This window comes from Prosthecobacter gellanilyticus, assembly GCF_007992435.1.
Taxonomy (GTDB): domain Bacteria; phylum Verrucomicrobiota; class Verrucomicrobiia; order Verrucomicrobiales; family Verrucomicrobiaceae; genus Prosthecobacter; species Prosthecobacter gellanilyticus.
Genome location: NZ_BKAG01000010.1, coordinates 1 through 23,467, shown reverse-complemented (window position 1 = coordinate 23,467; position 23,467 = coordinate 1). Strand labels below are relative to the sequence as shown.

Genomic DNA, 23,467 nt, shown 5'->3' with positions numbered 1-23,467 from the left:
CGAAGGGTTGCGAAGCGCACCAGACTTCGTATGATGAGCCATCATGTCCGCCCCTCGTCGTTCTCTTGCACTCCTTTGGCTCCCGCTGGTCTTCATCGCTGCTGCCCTTGTGTTCCGATGGTTTAAAATGACCTCTACTGGCATGACGTTGATGCCAAATTTCTCGCCCTGGATGGCCCTTGCCTTCACGGGCACGCTGGTCATGTCCCGTGCCCTCCCTTGGTGGGTGTGGCCGACTGCCATGCTGGGCATTAACTGGGCTGCCCTGGGCACTGCGTCTGCGTTTGCGAGTGAGAGCCTGGCCATCTATGGCATGTATGCCGGGGCCGCCTTTGTGGCCTCCCGCCTTCGCGGGAACCTCAGCGTGCTTCAGTCGCTGATCGGCGTCACTCTTTGCAGCGTCATCTTCTACTGCGTGACGAACACGGCTGCATGGATGGTGGAGCCGGGCTATGCCAAGACACTGGCAGGCTGGTGGCAGGCGCAGACCATTGGGCTTCCAGCCTTCGCGCCCAGCTGGGTGTTTCTGAAGAACGCGCTGCTGAGTGATCTCGGCTTCAGTGGCCTCCTCCTTGTGGCTTACAATGCTGAGTCTCGTGTCCGCGCCACGGCTCCCATGCCCTGGCTGGCACGTGCTGCGGCCTGATCTCCGGAGCCATCCTCATGAAGACTCCGCCGCGGCCGGGAGTCCGACCTCACGGCCGGGGTGCTGCGGTGAACACGGAGCAGCGCTTTTCCCAACTGCATGTGCAGTATGATGAGGGCGAGGAACCGGCGAAGATCGCCACGAAGCTGTTTAAGGATCACTCCAGCTCCGTCATCACCCGGCACAACAGCCCGGATCTGCCTTTCAGCGCCAGCCTGAATCCCTACCGCGGTTGCGAACACGGTTGCGCTTATTGTTACGCCAGACCTACGCATGAGTGGCTGGGCTTTTCAGCGGGTGTGGACTTCGAGAGCCGCATCGTCATCAAGGAGAATGCTCCTGCTTTACTCCGCGCAGAACTGGCGAACGAAAAGTATGTTCCGGAGAATCTCTCGCTCAGTGGCGTGACGGATCCTTATCAGCCGCTCGAGAAGAAGCTGGAGATCACCCGCGGGTGTCTTGCGGTTCTCGCGGAGTGCCGGCATCCTGTGGTCCTCATCACGAAGAACCATCTCATCACAAGAGATGTGGATCACCTTGCCACACTCGCAGGCTTTCAAGCCACTGCTGCCTACATCTCCATCACCACGCTGGATGCCGACCTTGCCCGGAAGATGGAGCCGCGTGCTTCATCCCCGAAGATGCGGCTGCAGGCCATTCGCACTCTCGCTGAGGCTGGCATTCCTGTGGGGGTGTCCATCGCGCCCATCATCCCAGGCCTCAATGATAGTGAGATTCCCGCGATCATGGCGGCTGCGAAAGAAGCTGGTGCTCAGTTCGCCGGATACACCGTGGTCCGGCTGCCTTTCAGCGTGAAGGAAGTCTTCTCTCTCTGGCTTGAAGAGCACTTTCCCGGCATGAAGGACAAGGTGTTAGGCCGCATCGAGGAAACTCAAGGCCGCACCCTGTCTCATGGCGACTTCGGCAAGCGTCTCAAAGGTGTCGGTGTCTGGTCCGAGCAAGTGGCCCAGCTCTTCAAAGTCTCCCTCAAGCGTGCCGGCATGCTGCACCGTCGCCCCGAAGTCACCCCCATTCACTTCCGCCGACCTCAACTCGGCGGGCAGATGGAATTAGGGCTATAAAATGACGAATGCCGAAGCCCGAATGACGAAAGAGTGTGTGGCCCTTGACTCTTTCGAGCTGCCTCCCGGTTCGTCATTCGGATTTCGTCATTCCTCTAGAGGCTCTTCCGCACCATCTCCACACCGGCTACCATGTTTGCCAGCTTTTGCTTGGCGGCCCAGCGTGCGGTCTGGCTCAGACCACAGTCCGGCGCGAACACCAGCCGGTTCGCCGGGGCATGCGTGAGGCAGGCCTTCACGACATCCGCGATGTTCTGCGGTGTCTCGACATAGTAGCTCTTCACATCAATGATGCCCACGGCCACATCCATTCGCTTGGCGATGTGGCTGATGATCTCAAGTTCCGCATACTCGCGGTTCGCCATCTCCACGTGAAGCTCATCACAGTGCAGATCCAGGAAGGCGGGGAACAGTGGTGCGTATTTGCGGTAGCCCACCGGGTGGCCTTTGAAATTGCCAAAGCATAGGTGAGTGCAGATGCGCGACTTACCATGGTAGCCGCTTTCCACGGTGCGATTGAAAATGTCCACGAAGCGCTTGGTGTCCTCGCGGAAGCCGTAGCAGCTCATGCTCGGCTCATCCACGCAGATCTCCTCCGCGCCTGCGGCCACGAGATCCGCGATCTCCTGGCGCACGATGGGCAGCAGGGCCTCGGTGATGGCGTAACGATCGGGATACTGTTTGTTAGGGGCCAGCCGGCCGCTCAGCGTGTAGGGACCTGGCACACTGACCTTCAGCCGCTTGCCTGAACTGCCTGCGAGACGCTTCAAGCGCTTGAACTCCTCGACTGCACCGAGACCGCGCGGTGCCTTCAACTCGCCGATGATCTCATGCTTGCCGCGCTGGTCATGAGCAGGGGGGCCAAACCGACGCGGGCTCGCCGGCTCCAGCGCGATGCCTTCGATGAAGCCATAGAAGGACAGATTGAAATCAAAGCGCGTCTGTTCGCCATCCGTGATCACATCCAAGCCTGCGGCAATCTGGTCCTGGATGGCCACCATGGCCGCATCGTCCTGCATTTCCGCCAGATCAGCGCTGCCGAACTGGTCCAGATGCCGAGCAGAAAATTCCAGCCAGCCAGGGAAGGGGTAACTGCCAATGACCGAGGTGCGGAGAGGTTGGGAATCCATGCAAGCACGGTAGGACGAGGAGCGGTAAAACACAAATCCATGTCGCAAAGTGCAATCAATCGGGCTGAAAAGCGCATGACGGCTCGTCAAAAGTACTCATGCGCTTTAGCGCGTGAAAACCTGGCAAACCAGCCAAGTCAGCCTCTGTGATGGATACTGAGCTGCCAATGGTTTCGACATCGGTGCGGGCTAAAGCCCAGCACTACTTTGGTTGGCGCTATAGTCCAAACAGCGTCCGGGCATTGCCGCCGAGGATCTTCGCTTCGGTCGCCGCCGGAAGCTTGAGGGAGCGAAGCGGATCCAAAATGGCCTTGGGCTCGACCCATGGATGATCGCTGGAAAAGAGGAGCCTGTCCTCGCTGCTGAAGTCGAGCGCAAAGCTCATCGCTTCGGGCAGCGGCGAGACGATGTCCATGTAGATGGAGCGCAGGTATTCACTGGGCTTGCGCTGCAAGGTCTGTGTGCTGCGCTTCAGCACGGTGATCTGGTGATCCATGCGCCCGCAGATGTAGGGCAGGGTGCCTCCGAGGTGTGGACAGACCAGTTTGAGTTTCGGATGCTTGTCCAGCAGACCACTCGCGATGATGCGTGCCATGGCAATGGTGTTCTCAAACATGTTTCCCAGCGTGCTGGTGAGTTCATAACCCTTCGTCTGTTCCGTTGTCATCGGCTTCGCCGGATGCAGAAGGATGGGCACGCCCAATTCCTCAGCCCGAGCAAACAGCCAGCGGAACTGCGGTTCATCGCACCACTGATCGGCGAGGTTGGTGTAAAGCAGGATGCCTTTGAATCCCAGTTTGTTCACGCACCGGTCCAACTCTTCCGAAGCCGCTTTCTCATCCTGCATGGGCAGCACGCAGAGTCCGCGGAAACGCGTGGGGTGTTTGGCGATGACTCCGGCCAGGGAATCATGAATCAATCTCGCCACAGCCGCGCCATCCTTGCCGAACCACTCGGGTCCTGGGTCGTTCGTACTCAGCATCGTAATATTGATGCCGTTCGCATCCATCGCGGCGAGCTTGGCATCCACGTCCAGGTAGAAGGGCGGCACCTTGCGCAGCCAGTCGCCCATCTTCAGATAGGTCGTGCCGTCCTTGTCATAGACCAGCGGGTCGGAGGTGCGCTTGCGCATCATGTCAAGCACCTCGGGAAAGAAGAGGTGACTCTGGCAGTCGATGATCAACGCCTTGTCTGCCGGTTGTGCGGGGTGGGCACTCGATTTCAAAGCTGCGGTAATCCCGGCGACCTTGAAGAATGCTCGGCGTTGGATGCCGGCAGGTTGAGTGGAATGAGCCATACGCAGGTATCTCCAACGGCGTCCTCGGCAGCATCATTTCCGAAAAGACCCACGAATGCCGTTGCTCGCAAAGTTAGCAGTCAATAGGAGAAACAAGAGCTTCGGGAACCCAATGCATTGAGTCAATCAAAAGTCCGTTCTAGTCGGTTTGCTCCCGTTTCTCGAGTTCAGCTCGATCCAGTCAATCTCCACGGATTGCTCCTGCATCGGGAGGTAAACACGCACGATCCCGAGTGGCCCGACGGCAGGAAGTTCGACCATAACTTCTTCCCAAGTGCCTCCTTGAAGTGTGAAATCAACACGCTCCTGCCGACTGCCGACACCGCCGGGAAGCCAGTCGAAGTGACTCAAACTGGGTTTGGCCTTGATGCGGAATTTTGCAGTCGTGGGACCGCTGTGTTTCCCTGCCGCAAACCCGAGAAAGCACTCAGAGCCAATGTTTGTGATGTGCAGGATGCCGTCCTTGACCGCTCCGCGGCAATCGCGGGCCTTCCAGCCTTGCAGGGCGGGATCACCATCATCCTTGTCCTTGGCGGAGGGCTTCTCGGCCGCTTTGGCCTTGCCCTTCGCCTGCTGCTTTCCTTCGAGTTCGGGGCGATACTTCGCCGGATCAAACGCTGGGTTAGGTATTGGAACGACGGCCTTCATCTCCTTGAGGAAGCTTTCGATCAAAGAATCCATTTCGGCCACCAGCTCAGGCTTGTGCGTAGCGAGGTTGTTCTTTTCGCCAAGATCATCACGCAGGTTGAAGAGTAAGTGACGATGGGCGCCTTTTTCTCCACCATGGAAGATGCGGATGAGTTTCCAGTCATCGCGATGCACCGAAACACTCGGCGGCAGCCAGTCCGGTACACCCGGATTGTGCGGGAAGTATTGGAAGACGGCTTTGCCAGCCAGCGCATCGCCTTTCAGGGCGGGGAGAATGCTGTGGCCATCAAGCGGTTGTCCCTCTTCAGGCTTGAGTGCCAGAACCTCCAGCAGGGTTGGGTAATAGTCCTCGCTCTGGATGATCGCATCGCTGCGGCTGCCTGGGGCAGCGATGCCCGGCCACACGATGACACCGGGCACGTGGGTGCCGCCTTCAAACATCGTCGCCTTGCCGCCCCGCAAAGGGCGGTTGCTGGTGGGTGTGGTTCCGTCCACTTCGTTATACATGTTGCCACCATTGTCGGCGGTGAAGATGATGATCGTATCATTCGCAAGCTTGAGCCGGTCGAGACCATCCAGCAGCGTGCCGATGGCGTCGTCCATGCTCTGGATCATCGCGGCGTACGTGGGGCTGCGCTGAGCGTCCTTGGGATCGATTCGGCCGCGATGCTTCTCGATGTTCGCCTTCTTGGCGTCAAAGGGCGCATGCACGCTGAACATCCAGTAGTTCAGGTAAAACGGCTTCTCCTTGTGCTGCTCCATCCACGCCACAGCCTCCGCCGCCATGCGGTCCTCAATGTGCTCTCCTGGCGCCTTCTCCTTAAATCTCGTGAACTTCCACGGCGCGACAAAGCTGCCCGCAGGCCCGGGTCCCGGATGGTGCGGCAGATCGAGATCAAAACCCTGCTGCAGTGGTGAATACGGCTCCGGCCCAAGATGCCACTTTCCAAAGTGCGCCGTGGCATAGCCCGCGTCCTTCAGCGTCTCCGCGAGTGTGCGGTAGTCCGTCTTTAGCCGCGTCGGTGGATCAGGCATGATTGCCTTTTGATCGGGCGGAGCCTTCTTCCCTATCGTTGCCTGCACAACCACTCGCGGCTCGTGGCAGTTCGGTACGGTGATGCCCGTGCGCGCCGGACTCAGCCCCGTGAGAAGCGCCGACCGCGTTGGTGAGCAGAGCGGACTCGCCGAATACGCCCGCGTGAAGGTCATGCCGCGCTTCGCCAACCGTTCGACGTTCGGCGTTTGGTAATACGCGGTGTTGCCATAAAGCGTCGTGTCACTCCAGCCAAGATCGTCGGCGAGGATAATGATGATGTTCGGAGAATCAGCGCCTAGCAGCCAGGGGCCAAAAGCGAGAAATAAAAGAGTGTAGAGCTTACTCATCGGTGGATGGACTTGAAGTCGAGGGAGCGAAATTCCGCACCGCCTGCGGGCAGATGCACGCGCACATGGATGACTTGGCCGGATGTCGGGATTTCGAGGGTGTGGGTTTGCCAATCAGATGTGCTTTGAAGGGGGAAGGCGAGGCGATTGGCGGGGAAGAAATCTTTGTCGCCCTCAAGACGCCAGGCGATGGCACCCTGGCCGGTGGCGGCGGTTTTGAGGGTGAGTTGGGCGGTAACGGGACCGGAGAGCTTGAGCTTGGACTTGGTGATGAAGGTGGGTTTGTCGGCCTTTTCAGGCGTGAGGATGATAAGGCCGTTATTGGTCGTAAGCTTGCCGTTGCGTGCTTCCCAGCCTTGGGTTTCCGAGGCATTGGCGGCGGGGGGCTTGATGCGTGGGGAGATGGTTTTGCCTTCGAGATAGTGATCGAAGTAGTCGTTCCATGTCGCGGCCATGGGACCAAGGGCCATGCCGGGTGGTGTGAGTCCGTCGGCCCAGGTTTTGAGCTTCGTGCGCAGTCGCGTGGCAACCTCCGGGTGCTTCACGGCGAGGTTGTGCTTCTCCTCGCGATCAGTGGTTAGGTCATAGAGGTATTCGCGCTCACCGCCGCGGAGGAGTTTCCATTTTCCTTCGCGAATAGCGCTTTGGGCCATCCAGCGCCAATAGAGTGCGTCGTGAGGCGGCGTTTTATTCTCGCCAGTCAGGTAGGGGAGGATGTTGACGCCATCGAGGTCGCCGGGCTTCACGGGCAGATTTGTGATGGAAGCCGCCGTCGCCGCGACGTCGAGCGCGCTCACCGGATGCTCATACACCTGCCCGCCGGGGATTGTGCCTGGCCAAGCAATCAGGAAGGGCGTGGACATGCCGCCCTCGGCCAGCATGCCTTTCTCGCCATTCAGCGGCGTGTTCAGGCTGCCGTCCCAGCCGCCGGGATCACCTTTCAGCGGTGAATCAACTTTGTGGATCTTCAGCGGAGCGCCATTGTCTCCAATGAAGAAAATGAGCGTCTTTTCGGTTAGGTCATACTTCTTGAGGGTGCTCGTGATGAGTCCCACTCCGTCATCGATGGCGGAAAGCATGGCCAACGCGGCGCGGCGTCGCTCCGGCATATCGCCAGGAAAACGGTCCATGTATCTCTTCGGCGCATCCAGCGGCGTGTGCGGGCCGCGATAGGCGAGGTAGAGGAAAAAGGGCTGGTCTTTGTAGCGCTCGATGATCGCCGCAGCGGCCTTGGAGCAGCCATCAAGGTGATACTCTCCCGGCGGCAGATCGCTCATCGGGCGGTCCCGGCCATCGAGCGTGATGTTCGCTGAGAACGGCCGCTGGGCGTTTTGCGAGAACACATGCTTGAAGCCATGCTTTGTGATCGCGTCCGTGGGGCCGAGGTGCCACTTGCCGAACTGCGCCGTGGTGTAGCCCGCATTTTGCAGCCGCGTGGCGATGGTGGTCTGCTTGTTGAATCCGTCGAGCGCGGAGCCGTTGTTGTCGAGATCGAAACGCCCTTGAAAGCGTCCTGTCATCAGGCCACCGCGTGAAGGCACACACTGCGGAGCGGTGCTGTAACCATGAGTCGCCACCAGGCCGCTGCGGGCCAGCGCATCGAGATGAGGTGTCTTGATATCACTGACCACGCCATGAATGCCCAGATCAGCATGACCGTGATCATCCGTGTAGATTAAAATAATGTTAGGCTTGGCGGCGGCCAGGGTGAAACTGCAGAGCGTGCAGAGGAGCACGAGGAGGAGGGAACGCATGGGCCGGGAAACGCCAGATCTTGCGGGACATCTCAGCAAATTCTGTGTCGGATCCGGTAATCCATGCCTGACCTTCCTCACCATGAGGAATGCGCGACTAGATCGCAGCCATCCTTACGGTGAGGGAATTATAACCAAGGGTGCGATCAAATTTGGCCTCATGCTCCACTCGTTCCTCGGCCGAAAGGAGCGTGATGCTCTTCACGTGTTCGCAAAGCAAGCGCAGCAGTGTGCGCAAGATCAGCCTCGCATGCGGTGCCCCAAGACAGAGATGTGTGCCGAAGCCGAAGGAGAGATGCGGATTCGGTTTGCGGTCCAGCCGCACTTCGTCCGGAGCAGGGAAGGCATTCGCGTCAAAGTTGGCCGATGACCAGCAGAGCGAGATGCGATCGCCAGCCTTCACCATCGTTCCATTCACGTCCGTGTCCGCAGGACAAACACGACCGATGTGCGTGAGCGGCATGAAGACGCGGAAGAACTCCTCGCTGGCCAGGGTGATGCGCTTCGTGTCCTCGCGGAGAAACTCCAATGCCTCTGGATGTTCTGCCAGATAGCCGATGGCACAGGCGATGGTGAGGATGATGGTGTCACGACCACCGGCAAAGGCCAGGTTGGCAAAGCCCATGCACTCTTCGCGTGTCAGCTTACTACCCCGAAACTCTGCTTGAGTCAGAGCGCTGAAAAAGTCCTCGCCCGGATTTGCTTCTGCTTTGTCGAAGCGCTGCTGCAGGTAGTCCTCAAGCACCGTGCCCTTTTTAAACTCACCGCCGGTCACCTTGAAGACATGAATGCCCCAGCCGATCCAGATGTCTGCTTCGGCCTCGTCGGTATTGAGCAGGTAAGTCAGTGCTCGTGACTGGATGGGCAGAGCGAACTCATTGACGATCTCGATGGAATCACCTTTTAGCGCGCTGTTGAGCATGCCGCTCATCAGCGTCTCCACCTGCTCGATCATCGCCGGATCCTTGGCCCGTGCAAAGAAGGGCTCCACGATCTCGCGGTAGTCACCATGCTCAGGCGGATTCGTTTCGATGGGAAGCTGGCGCATGGTGCGCACGTCTTCTTCCGAAGGAATGGGAACGCGGAAGGGCACATCCGAACTGAATGTCTGCCAGTCCTTCGCGGCTTTCCGCACGTCCTCGTGACGCAGGATCATGGCGATGTCCTCGCCATGAAACGGGCATTTCAGCACACCGGTGTCGGTGCGAGCTTCGCGGAAGGGATCAGAGAAGGCGGGCATGAGAATTTATGCCTGGACGAAAGCAGGTCGCGCTGCTGTTTCAAAGCGGATTGCACGCATGATCGAATCCGCCATGCCGTTGGTGAGGAGGTTGAAGCGGATCACTTCTGCAGCCACTCCACAGAGCTGCCTTCAGGCTCCTTGCCTTCGCCTTGAAGCCAGAGGGGGTGGGAGCCATTCAGCTTCACAAAGCCAGGAAGGTCCAGATACTTGGAACCACCAGGGATGAACATCGGATCACGATAATCCAGGATCTTGCCAAAGCGGAAGCCATGCGTGTTCACGGCTGCGCGATCCACCGCCTCTCCAGCCAGGGCACGGGCTGCGAGAGCGATTGGGCCTGTCTGCTTGCCAAAACCTGCAAGGCACACCGTCTTTGGACTTTCGTGGGAGCCGACCTTCGCGCGGCGCAGGAAGCTGACGATGCTCAGCACATCATGCACACGCTGGGCAAAGAGCGCGTGATTGTAACCATGTGTGTAACCGGCAAACTCACGCGGATTCTTCACCATGCGGGTTTGTGTGACCGGCTCGCCACCCTGGAACAGCAGATCCACACCGATGACGGTCGTTCCACCTTGGACGAGTTTGGTCACCTCATCATTCTTCAGGCCGGACTGGCCCTTGTCGTCCAGCCAGATCACGGCGCGACCATTCCACTGCTTGGGATACAGCCAGGTGACGTTGAGCTCTTCGCCATAGGTTTTGTTCGTCAGCGTGCCTGTCATCTCCAGGTGACCAGCGCGACCCTGCTTGTCCTTGAGATCCCACTCGACCTCGCCCGCCTTGTCATAGCTGCGGCCAATGGTGACCTCGATGCCTTGTTTGAGCACAGTTGGTTCGGCGCTGGCGAGCTGCTTATTGGCGTCTTCCGTCAGCCATTTCAACAGTGCGCGCTCAAACTCAGGCCCTTTGGCTTTCGGAGCTGGATGCTTGTCATCCCAGACCGTGAGTTGCTCCCGCGTGAGGGGTTCATAGTCCTGCTCAATGACCGGCGATGGGAAGCCGAGTTTGAAATGCTTGTTGAGGAAGGTGTAGAAGGCGCTGCGAGTGACCGCATTGTAGTTGTGCGGGAAGTGCTCGCCACGCAGGAGGAAGACGTTGTCCTTCTTGCCGAAGGTCGTGTAGAGCTTCTGAAGATCAGGATAACCTTTGGTGGCGAACTCCTTGGTCCAGTCGTTCGCGGTGTTCATGCCCTGAGGCTTCGGCGCGAAGAGTCCGGCGAACTCCACATTGCCGGTGTTGATGCGCAGCAGGCTGGCATTTTCACAGGTGCAGCCGCCTTGCATGGACGTGCTCACCATCACGCAGGGAAAGGAGAGCTTGATGCGGTCATCGATGGCAGCGAGCAGCATGGTCTGTGTGCCGCCGCCGCTCGCTCCGGTGATGGCGGTGCGCTCTGGATCGACCTCCGGCAGGCTGAGCAGGAAGTCCAGTCCGCGCTCCGCATTCAGAGTCTGCAGGCCCATGATGGATTGAAGGTTAGACTCGGCTTGAGGACTGAAGAGCCCCCAGTTCTCTGTCGTGTTCATTTCGGGCCTCTGCTTGGCAAAGGTATGCACGACTTCGCGTGGAATCTGGATGGAGTCTGAATCGCTCAGCATGTCCCACTGCCAGACCACACAACCCATGCGGGCGAGCTGCACGCAGAGTGATTGAAACATGCTCTGGCCGCCTTTTTCAAAGCGCTCGCCACCCGTGGAGATCTCGGCGCGCACCTTGTCCGGCGGTGTCAGCGAGAGCCGGGCATCCTGCCAATGACCATGCGCAAACATGACGCCCGGGACTTTGCCTTTGGGGTTCTTGGGGCGGTAGAGGCTGCCGGTGACATAGAACCCGGGAACGCTCTCAAAGTAGACTTTTTCGACGGTGTACTCTCCGCAGTCGACCTTGCCATGGATGACAGCGTTCAGCGGAGTCTTGGTCGGCATGGGCCACAGACCCTCGGCCACCAGAATCTGCCGCTTCACATAGTCCTTGCGAGCATCCCACTCACTCAGCGATGACGGTGGCGAGAAAGGGAAATAGCCGTTCAAATCCTTCGGTGGTTCGAGGCGGACATCGGCAGCTTGAGAGAGCGAGAGGCCGGCGGCGGCGAGGAGGAGCGGCGGGAGTTTCATGGTGGTTGAGGCAGCGGGAAACAGTACGCATACAGGAAGCGGGGTTGTTCAGCCAAGCCTGATCCGCGCACAGGACGATGCATTTTCGATCTTGGCAGCTGCATCCACCCTGTCTTTGCTAGGCACGCCTCATGCCGACCCGCCGAAAATACCTGAACTACACCACGCCCTGGGGCGTGAGCTTGTCACCGGTGGCCAAGGCGGGGTGGTCGGCGTTCCTGATTCATGAGTCCGGTTACCAGCCTGCCTTGAATGACTGGAACCACCAGGATGTGGACAGCCCGTTCTGGCGTCTTTATCACAATCCGAAGGCTGGCTGTCACATTCGCTTTCATGGCGAGGACATCGCTCTCGGTCCGGACAGCTTTGTGCTCATCCCGGCGAACACCATCTTTGATTGCTGCGGGCCCGTGCTGGCCTGTCACTTCTGGCTGCACTTCACGGTGACCCGGCTGGCTGGGGAGGTCACAGAAGCCCCAGTGGTCTTGAAAGCGACGCCTTTGCTGAAAGCACTCGTGGAGGCCACTATTGAGACTCACCAGCGTCCTCCCGATGACCTGCGGGAGCAGCGGCTGCATCATCAAGGCGCTGCCTTGCTTCATGCGGTCTTTGCCGAGTGGGAGATGCCACCGAGCCCGGCCATGCCGGAGCGCTTGCTGGAGGTGCTGTCTCTGATCCAGCGTGCGCCGCATTCCATTCTTTCCAATGGCTTCCTGGCTGAGCGTGCGGGCATGAGCGTAGAGCGGTTTATCCGGGCCTTTCGTGAGCACACGGGTGCCACGCCTGCGGCCTATGTGCTGAATACCCGCCTGCGTCTGGCAGGCGAGGCTCTGGCGCTGACGGACAAGACCATTGATGAGATCGCTGTGGAGAATGGTTTTCCGAACCGGCACTATTTTACCCGCATGTTTGCCCGCCAGCTCGGCTGTGGCCCGGCGGAGTTCCGTGCGCGGCAGCATCGGCGGCGGGGCAGGTAAGGCTCGTTGAACATTTCTGCGGAGCGGAGCATCTTCATATCATGGCCCACATCGCACTTCTTCCCTTTGGCAGCGCCGGGGATGTCTTTCCGTTTCTTTGGTTAGGTCGGCTGCTGAAGAAGCGGGGACATCGCGTGACCATGATCGTGGCCTGCATCTTTGAGGAGGTGGCGCGCAAGGCCGGGATGGAGGTCATTCCTCTGGGGGATGCCAAGGTGTTTGAGCAACTGATCGCCGATCCGCGCATCTGGAAGCTCTACGAGGGCACGAAGATGGTCTTCGAGTTTGCCGGGCAGAGCACGGAGACTTTCTTGGAGCCCATCGAGCAGCGGCAAGGCACGGCGGATGCCTTTGATCTGATGCTGGCACCTTGCACCGCCTTTGGCGCGAGACTCGCGAGGGAGTCGCTCGGCATTCCGCTGATCAATGTGCATCTGCAGCCAGCGATCATGATCAGCGCGCATGACATGCCGGTGCTGCTTCCGGGCATGCAGCATTTCAACAAGCTGCCGCTCTGGCTGCGGCAATGGCTGGTGAAGCTGCCGAACCCGGCGGACCGCTTCGCCGCGCCCATGGTGGCGAAAGCTTGCGCGAAGCGAGATGTGAAACCGCCGAAAAGCCTGTGGTGGGACTGGGCGCACTCGCCAGACGGCACGCTGTGTGTATTTCCTGAGTGGTTCGCGAAACCGCAGCCGGACTGGCCGGAAGGTGTGAAGCAGTGGGATTTTCCGCTGGAGGATCTGGCCACCGAGCAGCCTTTGAGCGAGGAACTGCGCCGCTTTCTGGCCGCTGGAGAGAAGCCCATCATCTTCACGCCGGGCAGTGCGAACGTGCATGCAAAGCGCTTCTTTGAAGTGGCCTATGCGGCCGTGACCCGCTTGCAGAAGCGAGCACTCTTTGTGACTCGAAAGCTGGATCAACTGCCACCGAACCTGCCCAATAGCATCTTGCCTGTCGAGTATGTGCCGTTTTCCAATGTGCTGCCGCAATCGGCGGTCTTTGTGCATCATGGTGGCATTGGCACGCTCTCCCAAGGGTTCGCCGCTGGCGTGCCGCAGCTCATCATGGCCATGGCGCACGATCAGCCGGACAATGCCTGGAGGCTGACGGGTCTCGGAGCGGGATTAGGCCTCACACCTCGGTCCTTCACGCCTGATCGTGTCAGCAGCGCACTCGAGCGGTTGTTGAATGAGCCCGCCTTTTCCGAGGCTGCACGGGCCTGTCAAAAGCTCACTCTCGCGCGGCGTGATCAGGCTGGACTGGCGGGGTGGATTGAATCGAGGGTTTCCTGAGGGAAAGGCTGTCACAGGTCTGAGGCGGCTGGCTAATCCCCTCCAATATGCGGCCTTTTAGGCCATTCCACTCAGACTCCCACCTTCTACACCCATGCCTGACATTCCCGGAACTGATGCTGTCCTGAGCGGCGCGACCAAGCTGGCTGGAGACAAAGGCGGTGACATCCTCGGAGGAGGTGGCGACCTTCTCAAAGGCGGTGGTGGCGATCTTCTGAAAGGTGGGGGTGGAGACCTTCTCAAGGGAGGTGGCGGCGACATGCTCAATGGCCTCGGCGGTGGTGGTGAAGGGGGCGGTGCTGGCGGCCTGCTCAAAGGTCTTGGCGGCGGAGGAGGTGGTGGCGGCGGCAAGGGGAAGGGCGAAGAGAAAGGTGAGGAGAAGGGCATGGGCCAGAGCATTGGCGAAGGCATCGGCGGCACGGTCGGCAAGGGCGTTGGCAAAGGTGTCGGCACAGCCGCTGGCAAGGCGGTGGGCGCTGCCGTGGGCTCCGCGATTCCAGTGGTCGGCACGGCCATTGGCCAGCAGGTCGGTGGACAGATTGGCGGCCAAGTCGGTGGGCAGATCGGCCAGAAAGTCGGCTCTGAAGTGGGCGGCTCCGTCGGCAAAGGCGTGGATGATGGCATCAAAACCGTGCGCATGTCCCTGAAGGAAGAAGGCTACAAACTGGGCGGTGAGGGCGGCCTCGGGCTCGGCATGGGCAAAGGCAAGGGCATGAAAGCCTGAATCTAAACACTCACTCACGTCCATGGCACAACTCGATCCATCTCAGGAACAAAAGACTGACGGGCCTCAGGCAGCCCCAGCCCCAGAACCTCAGCAGCCAGCCCCAGCCCAACCAAATTTGCAACAGGGTGAGGGTCAGCAGCAGGACGGCGCCAAGCTTCCCAATGTGGTCGACCTGGCCTCCAAGGGACCTGCGGCGATGCAGCCGGGTGGCTCGGGCTTGCCTGGGCTGAATTCCCAAGGCCTGGGTGGATCTCCCGCTCCGGAAGTCGAAAAGCCTGAGAACAAGCAAGATCAAGGCGTCGGAGTGGGAGCCAATGCAGAGATCAAGGGGGAGACCCAGGGAAAGAACGAGATCGCCAAACCCTTTGAGCAGGATGTCCCACCTCCGGCGAATTCTGCAGACTATCAGCCATACACGCCTAAACAAGGCACTCAGGAGCCGCAACAGGGCCCGGGAGCTCAGCAAAGCCAGGAAGGTCCAGGTGAAGAAGCCGCCCCGGTCAAGCCGAGCGTCTCCCATATCCTGGGCAAAGGGAAGGTGGGCAAGGACACGGGTTCCAAGATCGGGCAGGCGCTTGCAGGGAATACCGGTGCGAAAGTGGGAGGCATTCTAGGCCAGGCCGCGACGAGTGTCGGCACCAAGGTGGCCGATGCAGCCATCGACCATGCCCGCGGCATCGGCGGTGGGATTGGTGGCGGCATCGGCGGAGCCATTGGCGAGGCGGTCGGTGGCAAGAACGGCGCGAAAGCTGGCCAGGAGATCGGCAAGATCATCGGCAAAGGCGTCGGCTCTGCGATCACCAGTGTGCGCGATGCCCTGGCTCAGAAGGGCATCGAGACGCAGAAGCAGGGACCGGGACAGGGAACTGGCGGAGGAGGCAAGATGAAGGCGGGCTAAAAATCAGCCATTGATCAAGCCATGCCTACACCTCCGAAGAAACAAGCCTCCTCCTCGCGTGATCTGGATCACGATGGAGATGTGGATCTTGCGGATGATGCCTCGAATGACCTGAACCGTGATGGCCGCATCGATGCCAATGATCGTGAGGAGTTTGATCTCGACAACGACAACGACATCGACGCTGCGGATCGCGAACTGAAGCAGAAGCAGGACTCGAACGGGCAGTCCGTGGGAGCCTCACTGGGCTGGCGCAAGGGGGCTCAATCATGGAACAAGGAAGGCCAAGGGCAGGGGAATCAGCCACCGCCAGCAGGGCCGAAGCTCGGTAAAACTTGAATCCGCTTTTCGGCGCAATTCAGCCGCTTGGAGCGCGTTCTCAGCGCCGTCATGATTCGCCTCGCGCTGCTTCTCTCACTCCTTGCTCTTCTTCACCCGTCCCACGCGGCACAGCCGAATGTGGTCCTGTTTCTCGTCGATGACATGGGGTGGATGGACAGCGGTGTTTATGGCTCGAAGTATTACGAGACGCCAAACATGGATCGCTTCGCGAAGCGGGCGATGCGTTTTACCAATGCCTACTCGCAGCCGCTATGCTCCCCCACTCGTGCCTCGATCTTGAGCGGGCAGTACACCGCGCGTCATGGCATCACGACGGCCAGTGGGCATCAGCCACCGCAGCCTGCCGGGCATGTGTTTTTGAAGAAGGATGCCGCTGCGAATGCGCCCATGCTGCTGCCGGAGAGCAAGAACTACCTGGAGCCTTCCCAGATCACTCTGGCGGAGACACTCAAAGGTGCAGGCTATCGCACCGCGCACATCGGCAAGTGGCACCTCGGCCTGACGCAACCACACTGGCCGGAGCAGCAGGGCTTTGATGTGGCCTTCCATTGCCATCCCGATCCTGGTCCACCTGGAGAATATTTCTCACCTTATGGCGTGGTGGCAGAGGGCAGGCCGGGTGGCAAGGTCAAGGTCGGCGCGATCACGGATGGACCTGCGGGCGAATACATTGTCGACCGTCAGGCGCAGGAAGCGGTGAAATTCATCCAGGCCAGCAAGGGCGGGCCCTTCTTTCTCAATCTCTGGTGCTATGGCGTGCACGGTCCCTGGGGACATAAAGAGGAGTACACGAAGGCTTTCGCGAGCAAGAAAGATCCCACGGGCCGCCAGGGCAATCCGATCATGGCTTCCATGCTGAAGAGTGTGGATGAATGCTTCGGCCGAATTTTGGATGAGCTGGATCAAAATGGCCTAACTGAGAATACGATTATTATTTTCACCTCTGACAACGGTGGGAACGTGCACAGCAACACCATCGAGGAAGGTAAGAAGTCCGCGAACGAGGCCTGGCAGAAGTGGGCAGGCCTGCAACCACCGACGATGAACACACCGCTGCGCGATGGCAAAGGCACGCTCTATGAGGGCGGCACCCGTGTGCCCATGATGTGGTCCTGGGCTGGCAAGATCGCCCCTGGTGGCACGAGCGAGACGGTAGTAGGACCGATCGACATCTATCCCACAGTGATTGATCTGGCAGGCATCGCAAAGCCAGCGGAGCAGGTGTTTGATGGAGTCAGCTATGCCAAGGTGCTGAAGGGGCAGGGGAACCTGGAGCGCCAGGCCTACTTCAACTATCATCCGCACGCAGGAGCACATCGTGCCGGAGGTGTGTGGGTGCGCAGCGGGGATTTCAAGTTGCTTCGTTGGTTCGGCAATCCGGGCTCAAGCGAGCTCTACAACCTTCGTGAAGACCTCAGTGAGGCGAATGATCTGACCGCCAAGATGCCGGAGAAGGTGAAAGAACTTGAGGCCTTGATTGATGGTTTCTTAAAGGACACAGGAGCCACCTATCCGCGGCCCAATCCAGCGTATGTGCCCGTCGCTGCGAAGGCCCCGGCCAGACCGGGCAAGGGCGTTGCCGCCGATCCTCTGGATGGCTGGAAGGAGCGCGGCTGCAAGGCCACGCCTGCGGATGGTATTCTGACGATGAAAAGCACCGGCAAGGCTGGTGCTGGCTTCCTCGGTCACGGCATGGCCAAGATGCAGGGACCCGCCACCGTGAAAGTGCGCGTCCGCAGCGCCAGCGGGGGTGCTGGCAAGGTGGACTGTTTCCCCAAAGGCGCAGGCGATCCCGAGGGCATGCACAGCACACCTTTTGAGGTGAAGGCAGGTGATTGGCAGGAACTGAGCGTCTCTATCAAGAGTGCTGGTCTGCTCGGCACTCTGCGTCTGTATCTGCCAGACTCGGAGATCGACGTCATCGAAGTCGCTCCGGAGAAAGGAAAGCCTCAAAAGTGGGACTTTTAAGCGCGTATCCACTTCTCCATGATCCGTCACACTGTCGTTTTTCGTCTCAAGCACCTGTCAGGCTCCTCTGAAGAGCGCTCCTTTTTGCAAGCTGCCTGCGCACTCACTAGCATCGAAGGCGTGCAGAAGTTCGAATGCCTGCGCCAGATCAGTCCGAAGAACAACTACACTTTTGGTTTGTCCATGGAGTTTGCGGATGAGGCGGCCTATGCCTTTTACTGCAAGCATCCGGATCATGAGGGTTTCGTCCAGCAGCGCTGGATTCCCGAGGTGGCGGAGTTCATGGAGATCGACTACGTGCCGCATGTGCCGTGATCGAGTTCCGCGAAGTATCGCTCTAGCAGTGCAGGGTGCCATTCATCTTCAGGATCCATGAGGTCAGTCCATGAATCCAAAAGGCCGAGGTGTAGCAGAGCAAAGCGTAGATAGCCCAGCCTGGGCCATTCTCGTTTCGCGTGTATGCGACAGCAATTCGTAATGCGATCAGAGCATCGAACCAAAAACCCACGCCCATGCGCCAATTGCCAATCGCGCACATGCACGGTAGGAAGGTGACCTTAAAGAGCAGCCCCACGCTCCAGGCTATGCCCAGGTGTGTATAGTTCCAGGGCTTGTTCCACTCTGAGGAAGGCGTGGATGCACTGGGATCTGGGACTGTATCAGGCATGGATCCTGTGACAACCAGGCGCTTGGAAGGATCAAAGGCAGATCACTTCACCCAGCCCATCGCCTTCATCCATTCACCCACGCGCACGAGCCACTGGGCGGTGGGAAGGCCGCTGTCCTTCATGCCGAAGCCGTGGCCGCCTTTGGCATAGATGTGGAGCTCGGCGGGGAGGTTGAGCTTCTTGTATTCCAGATAGAGCAGGGCACTGGAGCTGGCGCTGGTCACGCCTTTGTCATCATGGGCATGCACCAGGCACATGGGAGGCGATTTCTCAGTCACTTTGATCTCGGGCAGGAGCTTGAAGGTGTCGTCCTTGTCGACGAGGTAGGCGGGGTAGACCGGGATGGAGAAATTTGGCGTGGCATCTGGAACATCGAGCGCAGGATCCTGGGTGTAGGTGCGCTCGTTCGCGTGCAGCGTGGCCATGACCGTCAGGTGACCACCGGCGGAGAAGCCGAGGATACCGATGCGATCTGGGGCGATGCCAAACTCCGCCGCGCGATGGCGCAGGATGCCGATGGAGCGCTGCGCATCTTGCAGAGGCTCCACACTCGGGTTCGCCGGATCGCGGCGAGGCACGCGATATTTCAGCAGGGCGGTGGTCACGCCGAGTTTGTTCAGGTAGTCGCAGACCTGGGTGCCTTCGTGCTCGATGGCGAGGATGTTATAACCGCCGCCGGGGCAGACGATGACACAGGTGCCGTTGGCATTGTCCGGCTTCTGAACGGTGAGGGTCGGATCGCTGACATTCGACATGCGCTTGATGCCGTCGCCCTTGTCATTCAGTTCTTCGGCGCCGATCTTGAAACCGGGCTTCTCGGGGGCTCCGGAAGGCCAGAGTTTGATGGTGACGGGTTCGGCAGCTTGGACAGAGAGGGCGACAAGAAAGGCGAGGGAGGCGATTTTCATAAATCCAGAGAGCGGAGGATGGCTCAAACCAACGGCCGAGCGCACGTCTTTTCGCACGATTCTTTACAAGCAGGTCCCACTCAGAGAGAATCAAAGTATCTCGAGTGAAATCTGCGGGCAGAAATGCTCGTTCTCTGGCATCGCTTCTGCATCCTTCGTTCTCATGAAACGCTCCAAGATCCTCTCCGTCATGGCAGTCGTGGCCATTTCCGGAGGTCTTTGGTCGGCGGATGACAAACCGGCTTCACCGACGAACTTCGGCGTCAAGGATGGCAGTGTGGCGGAGGATCCCCGGGAAGTGGGACGCGGCCAGTTCTCGGACTTTCCGACCTGGCCGGTTTCCAAAGAGCTGCCTAACGATCTTTTTGTCTTTTGCCGTCTGCGCTATAATTCGGAAGGTGGCCGAGGCAGAAGCTGGGGCCGTGGCGGAGGCTGGGGGAAATGGACCACGGACTACCCGGACGCAGACCTGAACTTCTCCTACCGTCTCCAGCAGCTCACGGCCCTCCAGGTCAGCCCGAAGGGGGCCATTGTGGACATCGTGGCGGAGCAGATGCGGCACTACCCCTTCATCTACATGATCGAGCCGGGGCACATCACCCTCAGTGATGAGGAAGCCAAGACCATGCGGGACTACATGATGAACGGCGGCTTCATCATGGTGGATGATTTCTGGGGGGAGGAGGAGTGGGATACCTTCCACATCGCGCTGAAGCAGATCTTTCCAGACCGGGATGCGGTGGAACTGCCAGTGGAGCACGAGATCTTTCACATGGTTTTCCCGCTGAAGGTGAAGCCGCAGATCCCGAGCGTGGGGCATGCCATGGCGGGCCGCAGCCAAGGCATCACCTATGAGCGCTGGGATGCCCAGACGCCTCATTACCGGGCTGTCTTTGATGACAAGAAGCGCATGGTCATGCTGATCTGCCACAATACCGACCTGGGCGATGGCTGGGAGGAGGAGGGGACGGACCCCTGGTATTTCCGGGAGTTCTCCGAGAAGTATGCCTACCCGCTGGGCATCAACATCCTCTTCTACGCGCTGACACATTGAAAAAGCGTCTCACTTTTCTGTCTAAGATTCAGGGGGACGTGTCGTATAAAGAACCAAGTAGCGCGCTTTTTGTGGGAATATATGTCCTGCTTGGGCGTCTGACTCCCGCCCGGCACGCCGGGCAACCCTGCAACGAACCAAACCCAACGAACCAAACCTTATGAAGAAACTGCTCGCACTTGCCCTCGCTCTCGTCGCCTCCGCTGGCTTCGCCGCTGAGTATCCTGATATCAGCATCGCTGACCTGAAAACCGCCATCGCTGAGAAGAAGGTCGTCGTCATCGACGTCAACGGTTCCGATTCCTATGCCGCCGGCCACGTCCCAGGCGCCATCGACTTCGCCGCCAAAGGCGACAGCCTCGCCAGCGCTCTTCCTGCTGACAAGGGTGCCCTCGTGGTGGCCTATTGCGGTGGCCCAAGCTGCTCCGCCTACAAGAAGGCTGCTGCCAAGGCTTCCGAGCTCGGCTACACCAATGTGAAGCACCTGTCCGCAGGCATCTCCGGCTGGAAGAAGGCCGGTGAGTCCCTCGACAAGTAATTCACCCCTGTGAATCTAGACGCCGGGATGCTGGACAAGTGCCGCATCCCGGCGTTTTTTGTACCTCGATAGCGAACACGGTCGTGTGCCCTCCGGCCTCTTTTGACGGGCTTGACCTCTGGACGATCTGACTACCCTTTCCCCCACCATGAAAAAGCTGCTCCTCACCCTCTCCCTCCTGGCCACAGCCGCCCTCCAGGCTGGCGATGAAAAGAAAGCCGTCACCTATGAAGGCAAGATCACCGGTGTGGTCTGTGTCTCCTGCAAAGAACACGTGGCTGGCGCTCTGAAGCAGAAGCTTCCTGGCGTGGTCAGCGTGGACGTGAAGCCTGGGGCCGACCCTGCCTCTGAAGAGAAGAAGCTGATCATCGTGGCGGACAGCCAGGAGATCACCAAGGACACCGCGATGGCTGCTCTGGGCACCTACGCGAAGAACTACACCATCGTGAGCCTCGAGAAGAAGCAGTAATCCGGCATGCTTCTTCCTGAACTCCGTGAGCAGATCTGCGAGGCCAACAAGGCGCTCGTGCCCTCTGGCCTCGTCCGTCTGACCTGGGGAAACGTTTCCGGCATCGACCGCGCCAGCGGTCTCTGGGGCATCAAGCCCAGCGGTGTGGACTATGCCGAGCTCACGCCGGAGGACATCGTGCTCGTGGATCTCGAAGGCGAGGTCGTAGAGGGCACGCTGCGGCCGTCCTCCGACACTAAGACCCATCTGCATCTCTACCGCGAGTTTGCAGAGATCGGTGGCATCACGCACACGCACAGCCTGCATGCCACCATGTTCTCCCAAGCAGGTCGTGAACTGCCCTGCTATGGCACCACGCATGCGGATCACTTTCACGGCACGGTGCCCGTCGTGCGCGCACTGACTCCGAAAGAGGTGGAGTCAGACTATGAGCACTACACAGGCGTGGCCATTGTGGAGCGTCTGCGCGAGTTGAAGCTCAGCCCTCTGGAGATGCCGGCGGTGCTGCAACTGCACCACGCGCCCTTCACCTTTGGCAAGCATGCCATGGATTCCGTGAACAACAGCATCGCGCTCGAGATGTGCGCGAGCATGGCGCTCGGAAGCCTAACATTGAATGCAGGAATGCAGCCCATCCCGGCGCACATCCTGCAAAAGCACCATCTGCGCAAACACGGCCCGAATGCGTATTACGGGCAGGGGAAGCATTGACCCTTCTGGAATGACGAATTCCGAAGCTCGAATGACGAAGGAATTCAACTCGATCGGTTACGCCCACTCCTTGAGACGCTCAGGGAACGGGCAGTCTGCGCAGGCGCTGTCGTCCTCGAGGCAGAAGTCCTCATAGATCTGCAGCAGGCCTTGTTGATGATGCAGCTTCTTTTGAAACAAGGTTCCGCGCGGGCTTTCGCCAAAGAGCCGGAGCACGGCCCGGCTGACTTTTTGATTCTCCAGCAGGGCTGGTAGTTCCAGATATTCCGCCCACAGTCGTGTTCGTTCCGGCATGAGAAGCGGATAGGCCACGTTCGCGAGCATTTCCTGAACTCTCGACTCACCCACCAGTGCCATGGGTTTGGCAGCCGGTGCGGCTAACAAAGTATAGTGTCGGCTCCAGAACTCATGGGCGAGAGCCGCCAGTGTTTCCTTCCATGCCATCTGGCTCCAGCGTGTGGCATCCATGAGAGGTGCGGACACTTTGTCCCAGGACTCGAGCATGATGGTGAGAGCACCCAGGCGGCGCTGCGGGTGATTCCCCGGCCGTGTGGCCGCCAGCTTCCAGTGAGGGCGCTGGGCAGGCTCCAGCCAGCGGGCACACTCCTCACGCATGCGCCACCACTCCTGCCAGAGCTGGCGCAGATAGCCGCGGGTCTCCGGCTCGGTGTCTTCAAACTTCACGCCTTCCAGAAAGCCGCTGACGCCGAAGATCAGGGCTTCACGCTGTTCCGCTGACAGACCCTTGAGACGCCGGATCGGCAGCCTCTGACTCAGCAGCATGAAAGCTTGCTGATTCTGTCGATAGCCAAGCGCTTGAGAGATGGCTTGATAGATCGTTTGTTCGCGGCCCTGGGCGGAGATGCTGCGATGAAGACGGAGGGATTTCTTTTCCAGCCGATGCTGTGCTGCTGACTCAATGATGGAGTGCACCCGCGCATCGTCCATCTCGCGGAGCGGTGTGGAGCAGCGCCCGATGCGCACGGCGGCGAGTCCGCGATTGGGCCGTACATCCGTGTGCAGCATGGCGAGATCCAGCCGAACCTGCGGCACCTCCTGATGGTCGAGGGTGCGCGTGTAGAATGTCTCCGCGGGAGCATTCATGAAGAGATGCAGCACCACTCTGGCATATTCTGGGTTCGCGCCATGGGCATGGCGTTCCCAGTCACGCGCATCGGGATCGAGCTCGATATCTCCACGCTTGGTCTGCCCGTCGATCTCGATCACGCAGTGGTTGAAGTCGGGTCCTGCGCCGGAGTTCCAGACGCCGAAGTCGACGATACGCACCCGTTTGCCGTCCGTGCTGGTGAACTCATTTCCAAAGGCTCCGGCGAACCAGAGACTTTGCAAATCCAGCTCCGCCAGGGGTTCGTCCAGCCCAGGCAGCTTGGTCGAAGTCTCGGCGACCCCGGCGAAAACGAAGTCCCGGAAGCGGGTGTAGCGGTCAGCGAGGGGCAGGGGAGTCATGGGATAGGCCTGCAAACGCTACAAAACTGCCTCCGGGGTGAGAAGCGGAATTTTTCGGTGAACACTATCGTTAGACCGGTTCTCAAAAAAATTCTGTCACTTTGCTTGGACGGCGGAGCGGCCTCACTGGCTGCGTCAGGCGCTTGCC

Annotated in this window: 21 protein-coding genes; 13 read left to right on the top strand and 8 right to left on the bottom strand. The window is 59.5% G+C overall.

All coding sequences use genetic code 11. The features are described from left to right. Nucleotides 1-43: 43 nt before the first annotated feature. On the top strand, nucleotides 44-646 hold the full coding sequence (locus BGE01nite_RS08680; RefSeq protein WP_146850050.1) for a DUF6580 family putative transport protein: 603 nt from the start codon (nucleotides 44-46) through the stop codon (nucleotides 644-646). A 17-nt stretch (nucleotides 647-663) separates the two neighbouring features. Continuing rightward, entirely contained in the window at nucleotides 664-1,728 is a 1,065-nt protein-coding gene (locus tag BGE01nite_RS08675; protein WP_146850049.1) for a PA0069 family radical SAM protein, read from the top strand. A gap of 95 nt (nucleotides 1,729-1,823) precedes the next feature. Here BGE01nite_RS08675 and BGE01nite_RS08670 read toward each other — a convergent pair whose 3' ends face one another. The 6 genes from BGE01nite_RS08670 to BGE01nite_RS08645 all read right to left on the bottom strand — a co-directional run bounded on the left by BGE01nite_RS08670 (nucleotide 1,824) and on the right by BGE01nite_RS08645 (nucleotide 11,300). Then, entirely contained in the window at nucleotides 1,824-2,858 is a 1,035-nt protein-coding gene (locus BGE01nite_RS08670; protein WP_146850048.1) for a methionine synthase, read from the bottom strand. 217 nt (nucleotides 2,859-3,075) lie between these two features. Beyond that, entirely contained in the window at nucleotides 3,076-4,155 is a 1,080-nt protein-coding gene (locus BGE01nite_RS08665; RefSeq protein WP_146850047.1) for an amidohydrolase family protein, read from the bottom strand. Between the two features lie 126 nt (nucleotides 4,156-4,281). Then, nucleotides 4,282-6,186 (bottom strand): sulfatase, encoded by a 1,905-nt coding sequence (locus tag BGE01nite_RS08660; protein ID WP_146850046.1) that lies wholly within the window; start codon nucleotides 6,184-6,186, stop codon nucleotides 4,282-4,284. Further along, nucleotides 6,183-7,940 (bottom strand): sulfatase family protein, encoded by a 1,758-nt coding sequence (locus BGE01nite_RS08655; protein ID WP_146850045.1) that lies wholly within the window; start codon nucleotides 7,938-7,940, stop codon nucleotides 6,183-6,185. The genes BGE01nite_RS08660 and BGE01nite_RS08655 overlap by 4 nt, the downstream gene beginning before the upstream one ends. 97 nt (nucleotides 7,941-8,037) lie before the next feature. After that, nucleotides 8,038-9,180 carry a cytochrome P450 gene (locus tag BGE01nite_RS08650; protein WP_146850044.1) on the bottom strand — a complete coding sequence of 381 codons (1,143 nt, stop codon included), beginning with the start codon at nucleotides 9,178-9,180 and terminating at the stop codon, nucleotides 8,038-8,040. A gap of 101 nt (nucleotides 9,181-9,281) precedes the next feature. Continuing rightward, the gene (locus BGE01nite_RS08645; protein ID WP_146850043.1) at nucleotides 9,282-11,300 is read right to left on the bottom strand and encodes an alpha/beta hydrolase family protein; all 2,019 of its coding nucleotides are present in this window, start codon (nucleotides 11,298-11,300) and stop codon (nucleotides 9,282-9,284) included. A 131-nt stretch (nucleotides 11,301-11,431) separates the two neighbouring features. Here BGE01nite_RS08645 and BGE01nite_RS08640 point away from each other — a divergent pair, with 131 nt between their 5' ends. The 7 genes from BGE01nite_RS08640 to BGE01nite_RS08605 all read left to right on the top strand — a co-directional run bounded on the left by BGE01nite_RS08640 (nucleotide 11,432) and on the right by BGE01nite_RS08605 (nucleotide 17,819). Further along, a complete protein-coding gene (locus BGE01nite_RS08640) occupies nucleotides 11,432-12,277 on the top strand; it encodes an AraC family transcriptional regulator (protein WP_146850042.1) in 846 nt (281 codons plus the stop codon). A 41-nt stretch (nucleotides 12,278-12,318) separates the two neighbouring features. Beyond that, nucleotides 12,319-13,569: a glycosyltransferase gene (locus tag BGE01nite_RS08635; RefSeq protein WP_146850041.1), complete on the top strand. Its 1,251-nt coding sequence runs from the start codon at nucleotides 12,319-12,321 to the stop codon at nucleotides 13,567-13,569. Between the two features lie 94 nt (nucleotides 13,570-13,663). Further along, a complete protein-coding gene (locus BGE01nite_RS28930) occupies nucleotides 13,664-14,293 on the top strand; it encodes a hypothetical protein (protein ID WP_170266682.1) in 630 nt (209 codons plus the stop codon). Nucleotides 14,294-14,315: 22 nt separating this feature from the next. After that, on the top strand, nucleotides 14,316-15,194 hold the full coding sequence (locus BGE01nite_RS08620) for a hypothetical protein (RefSeq protein ID WP_146850039.1): 879 nt from the start codon (nucleotides 14,316-14,318) through the stop codon (nucleotides 15,192-15,194). Between the two features lie 21 nt (nucleotides 15,195-15,215). Next, nucleotides 15,216-15,533, top strand: coding sequence for a hypothetical protein (locus tag BGE01nite_RS08615; protein WP_146850038.1), 318 nt, complete (start codon nucleotides 15,216-15,218; stop codon nucleotides 15,531-15,533). Between the two features lie 51 nt (nucleotides 15,534-15,584). After that, nucleotides 15,585-17,504 (top strand): sulfatase, encoded by a 1,920-nt coding sequence (locus BGE01nite_RS08610; protein ID WP_146850037.1) that lies wholly within the window; start codon nucleotides 15,585-15,587, stop codon nucleotides 17,502-17,504. An 18-nt stretch (nucleotides 17,505-17,522) separates the two neighbouring features. After that, a complete protein-coding gene (locus tag BGE01nite_RS08605) occupies nucleotides 17,523-17,819 on the top strand; it encodes a Dabb family protein (protein ID WP_146850036.1) in 297 nt (98 codons plus the stop codon). Nucleotides 17,820-18,213: 394 nt separating this feature from the next. On the opposite strand, the gene BGE01nite_RS08600 is transcribed toward BGE01nite_RS08605, so the two are convergent. Next, entirely contained in the window at nucleotides 18,214-19,080 is an 867-nt protein-coding gene (locus BGE01nite_RS08600) for an alpha/beta hydrolase (protein ID WP_146850035.1), read from the bottom strand. Nucleotides 19,081-19,243: 163 nt separating this feature from the next. On the opposite strand from BGE01nite_RS08600, the gene BGE01nite_RS08595 reads away from it, so the two are divergent. From BGE01nite_RS08595 to araD, 4 genes are all read left to right on the top strand, one after another. Next, nucleotides 19,244-20,134 (top strand): DUF4159 domain-containing protein, encoded by an 891-nt coding sequence (locus tag BGE01nite_RS08595; RefSeq protein ID WP_146850034.1) that lies wholly within the window; start codon nucleotides 19,244-19,246, stop codon nucleotides 20,132-20,134. Between the two features lie 160 nt (nucleotides 20,135-20,294). Next, the gene (locus BGE01nite_RS08590) at nucleotides 20,295-20,672 is read left to right on the top strand and encodes a rhodanese-like domain-containing protein (RefSeq protein WP_146850033.1); all 378 of its coding nucleotides are present in this window, start codon (nucleotides 20,295-20,297) and stop codon (nucleotides 20,670-20,672) included. A gap of 148 nt (nucleotides 20,673-20,820) precedes the next feature. Then, the gene (locus tag BGE01nite_RS08585; protein WP_146850032.1) at nucleotides 20,821-21,141 is read left to right on the top strand and encodes a hypothetical protein; all 321 of its coding nucleotides are present in this window, start codon (nucleotides 20,821-20,823) and stop codon (nucleotides 21,139-21,141) included. A gap of 6 nt (nucleotides 21,142-21,147) precedes the next feature. Next, a complete protein-coding gene (gene araD, locus BGE01nite_RS08580) occupies nucleotides 21,148-21,852 on the top strand; it encodes an L-ribulose-5-phosphate 4-epimerase AraD (RefSeq protein WP_146850031.1) in 705 nt (234 codons plus the stop codon). A gap of 57 nt (nucleotides 21,853-21,909) precedes the next feature. On the opposite strand, the gene BGE01nite_RS08575 is transcribed toward araD, so the two are convergent. Next, nucleotides 21,910-23,319: a DUF2851 family protein gene (locus BGE01nite_RS08575; protein ID WP_146850030.1), complete on the bottom strand. Its 1,410-nt coding sequence runs from the start codon at nucleotides 23,317-23,319 to the stop codon at nucleotides 21,910-21,912. Nucleotides 23,320-23,467 lie beyond the last annotated feature (148 nt).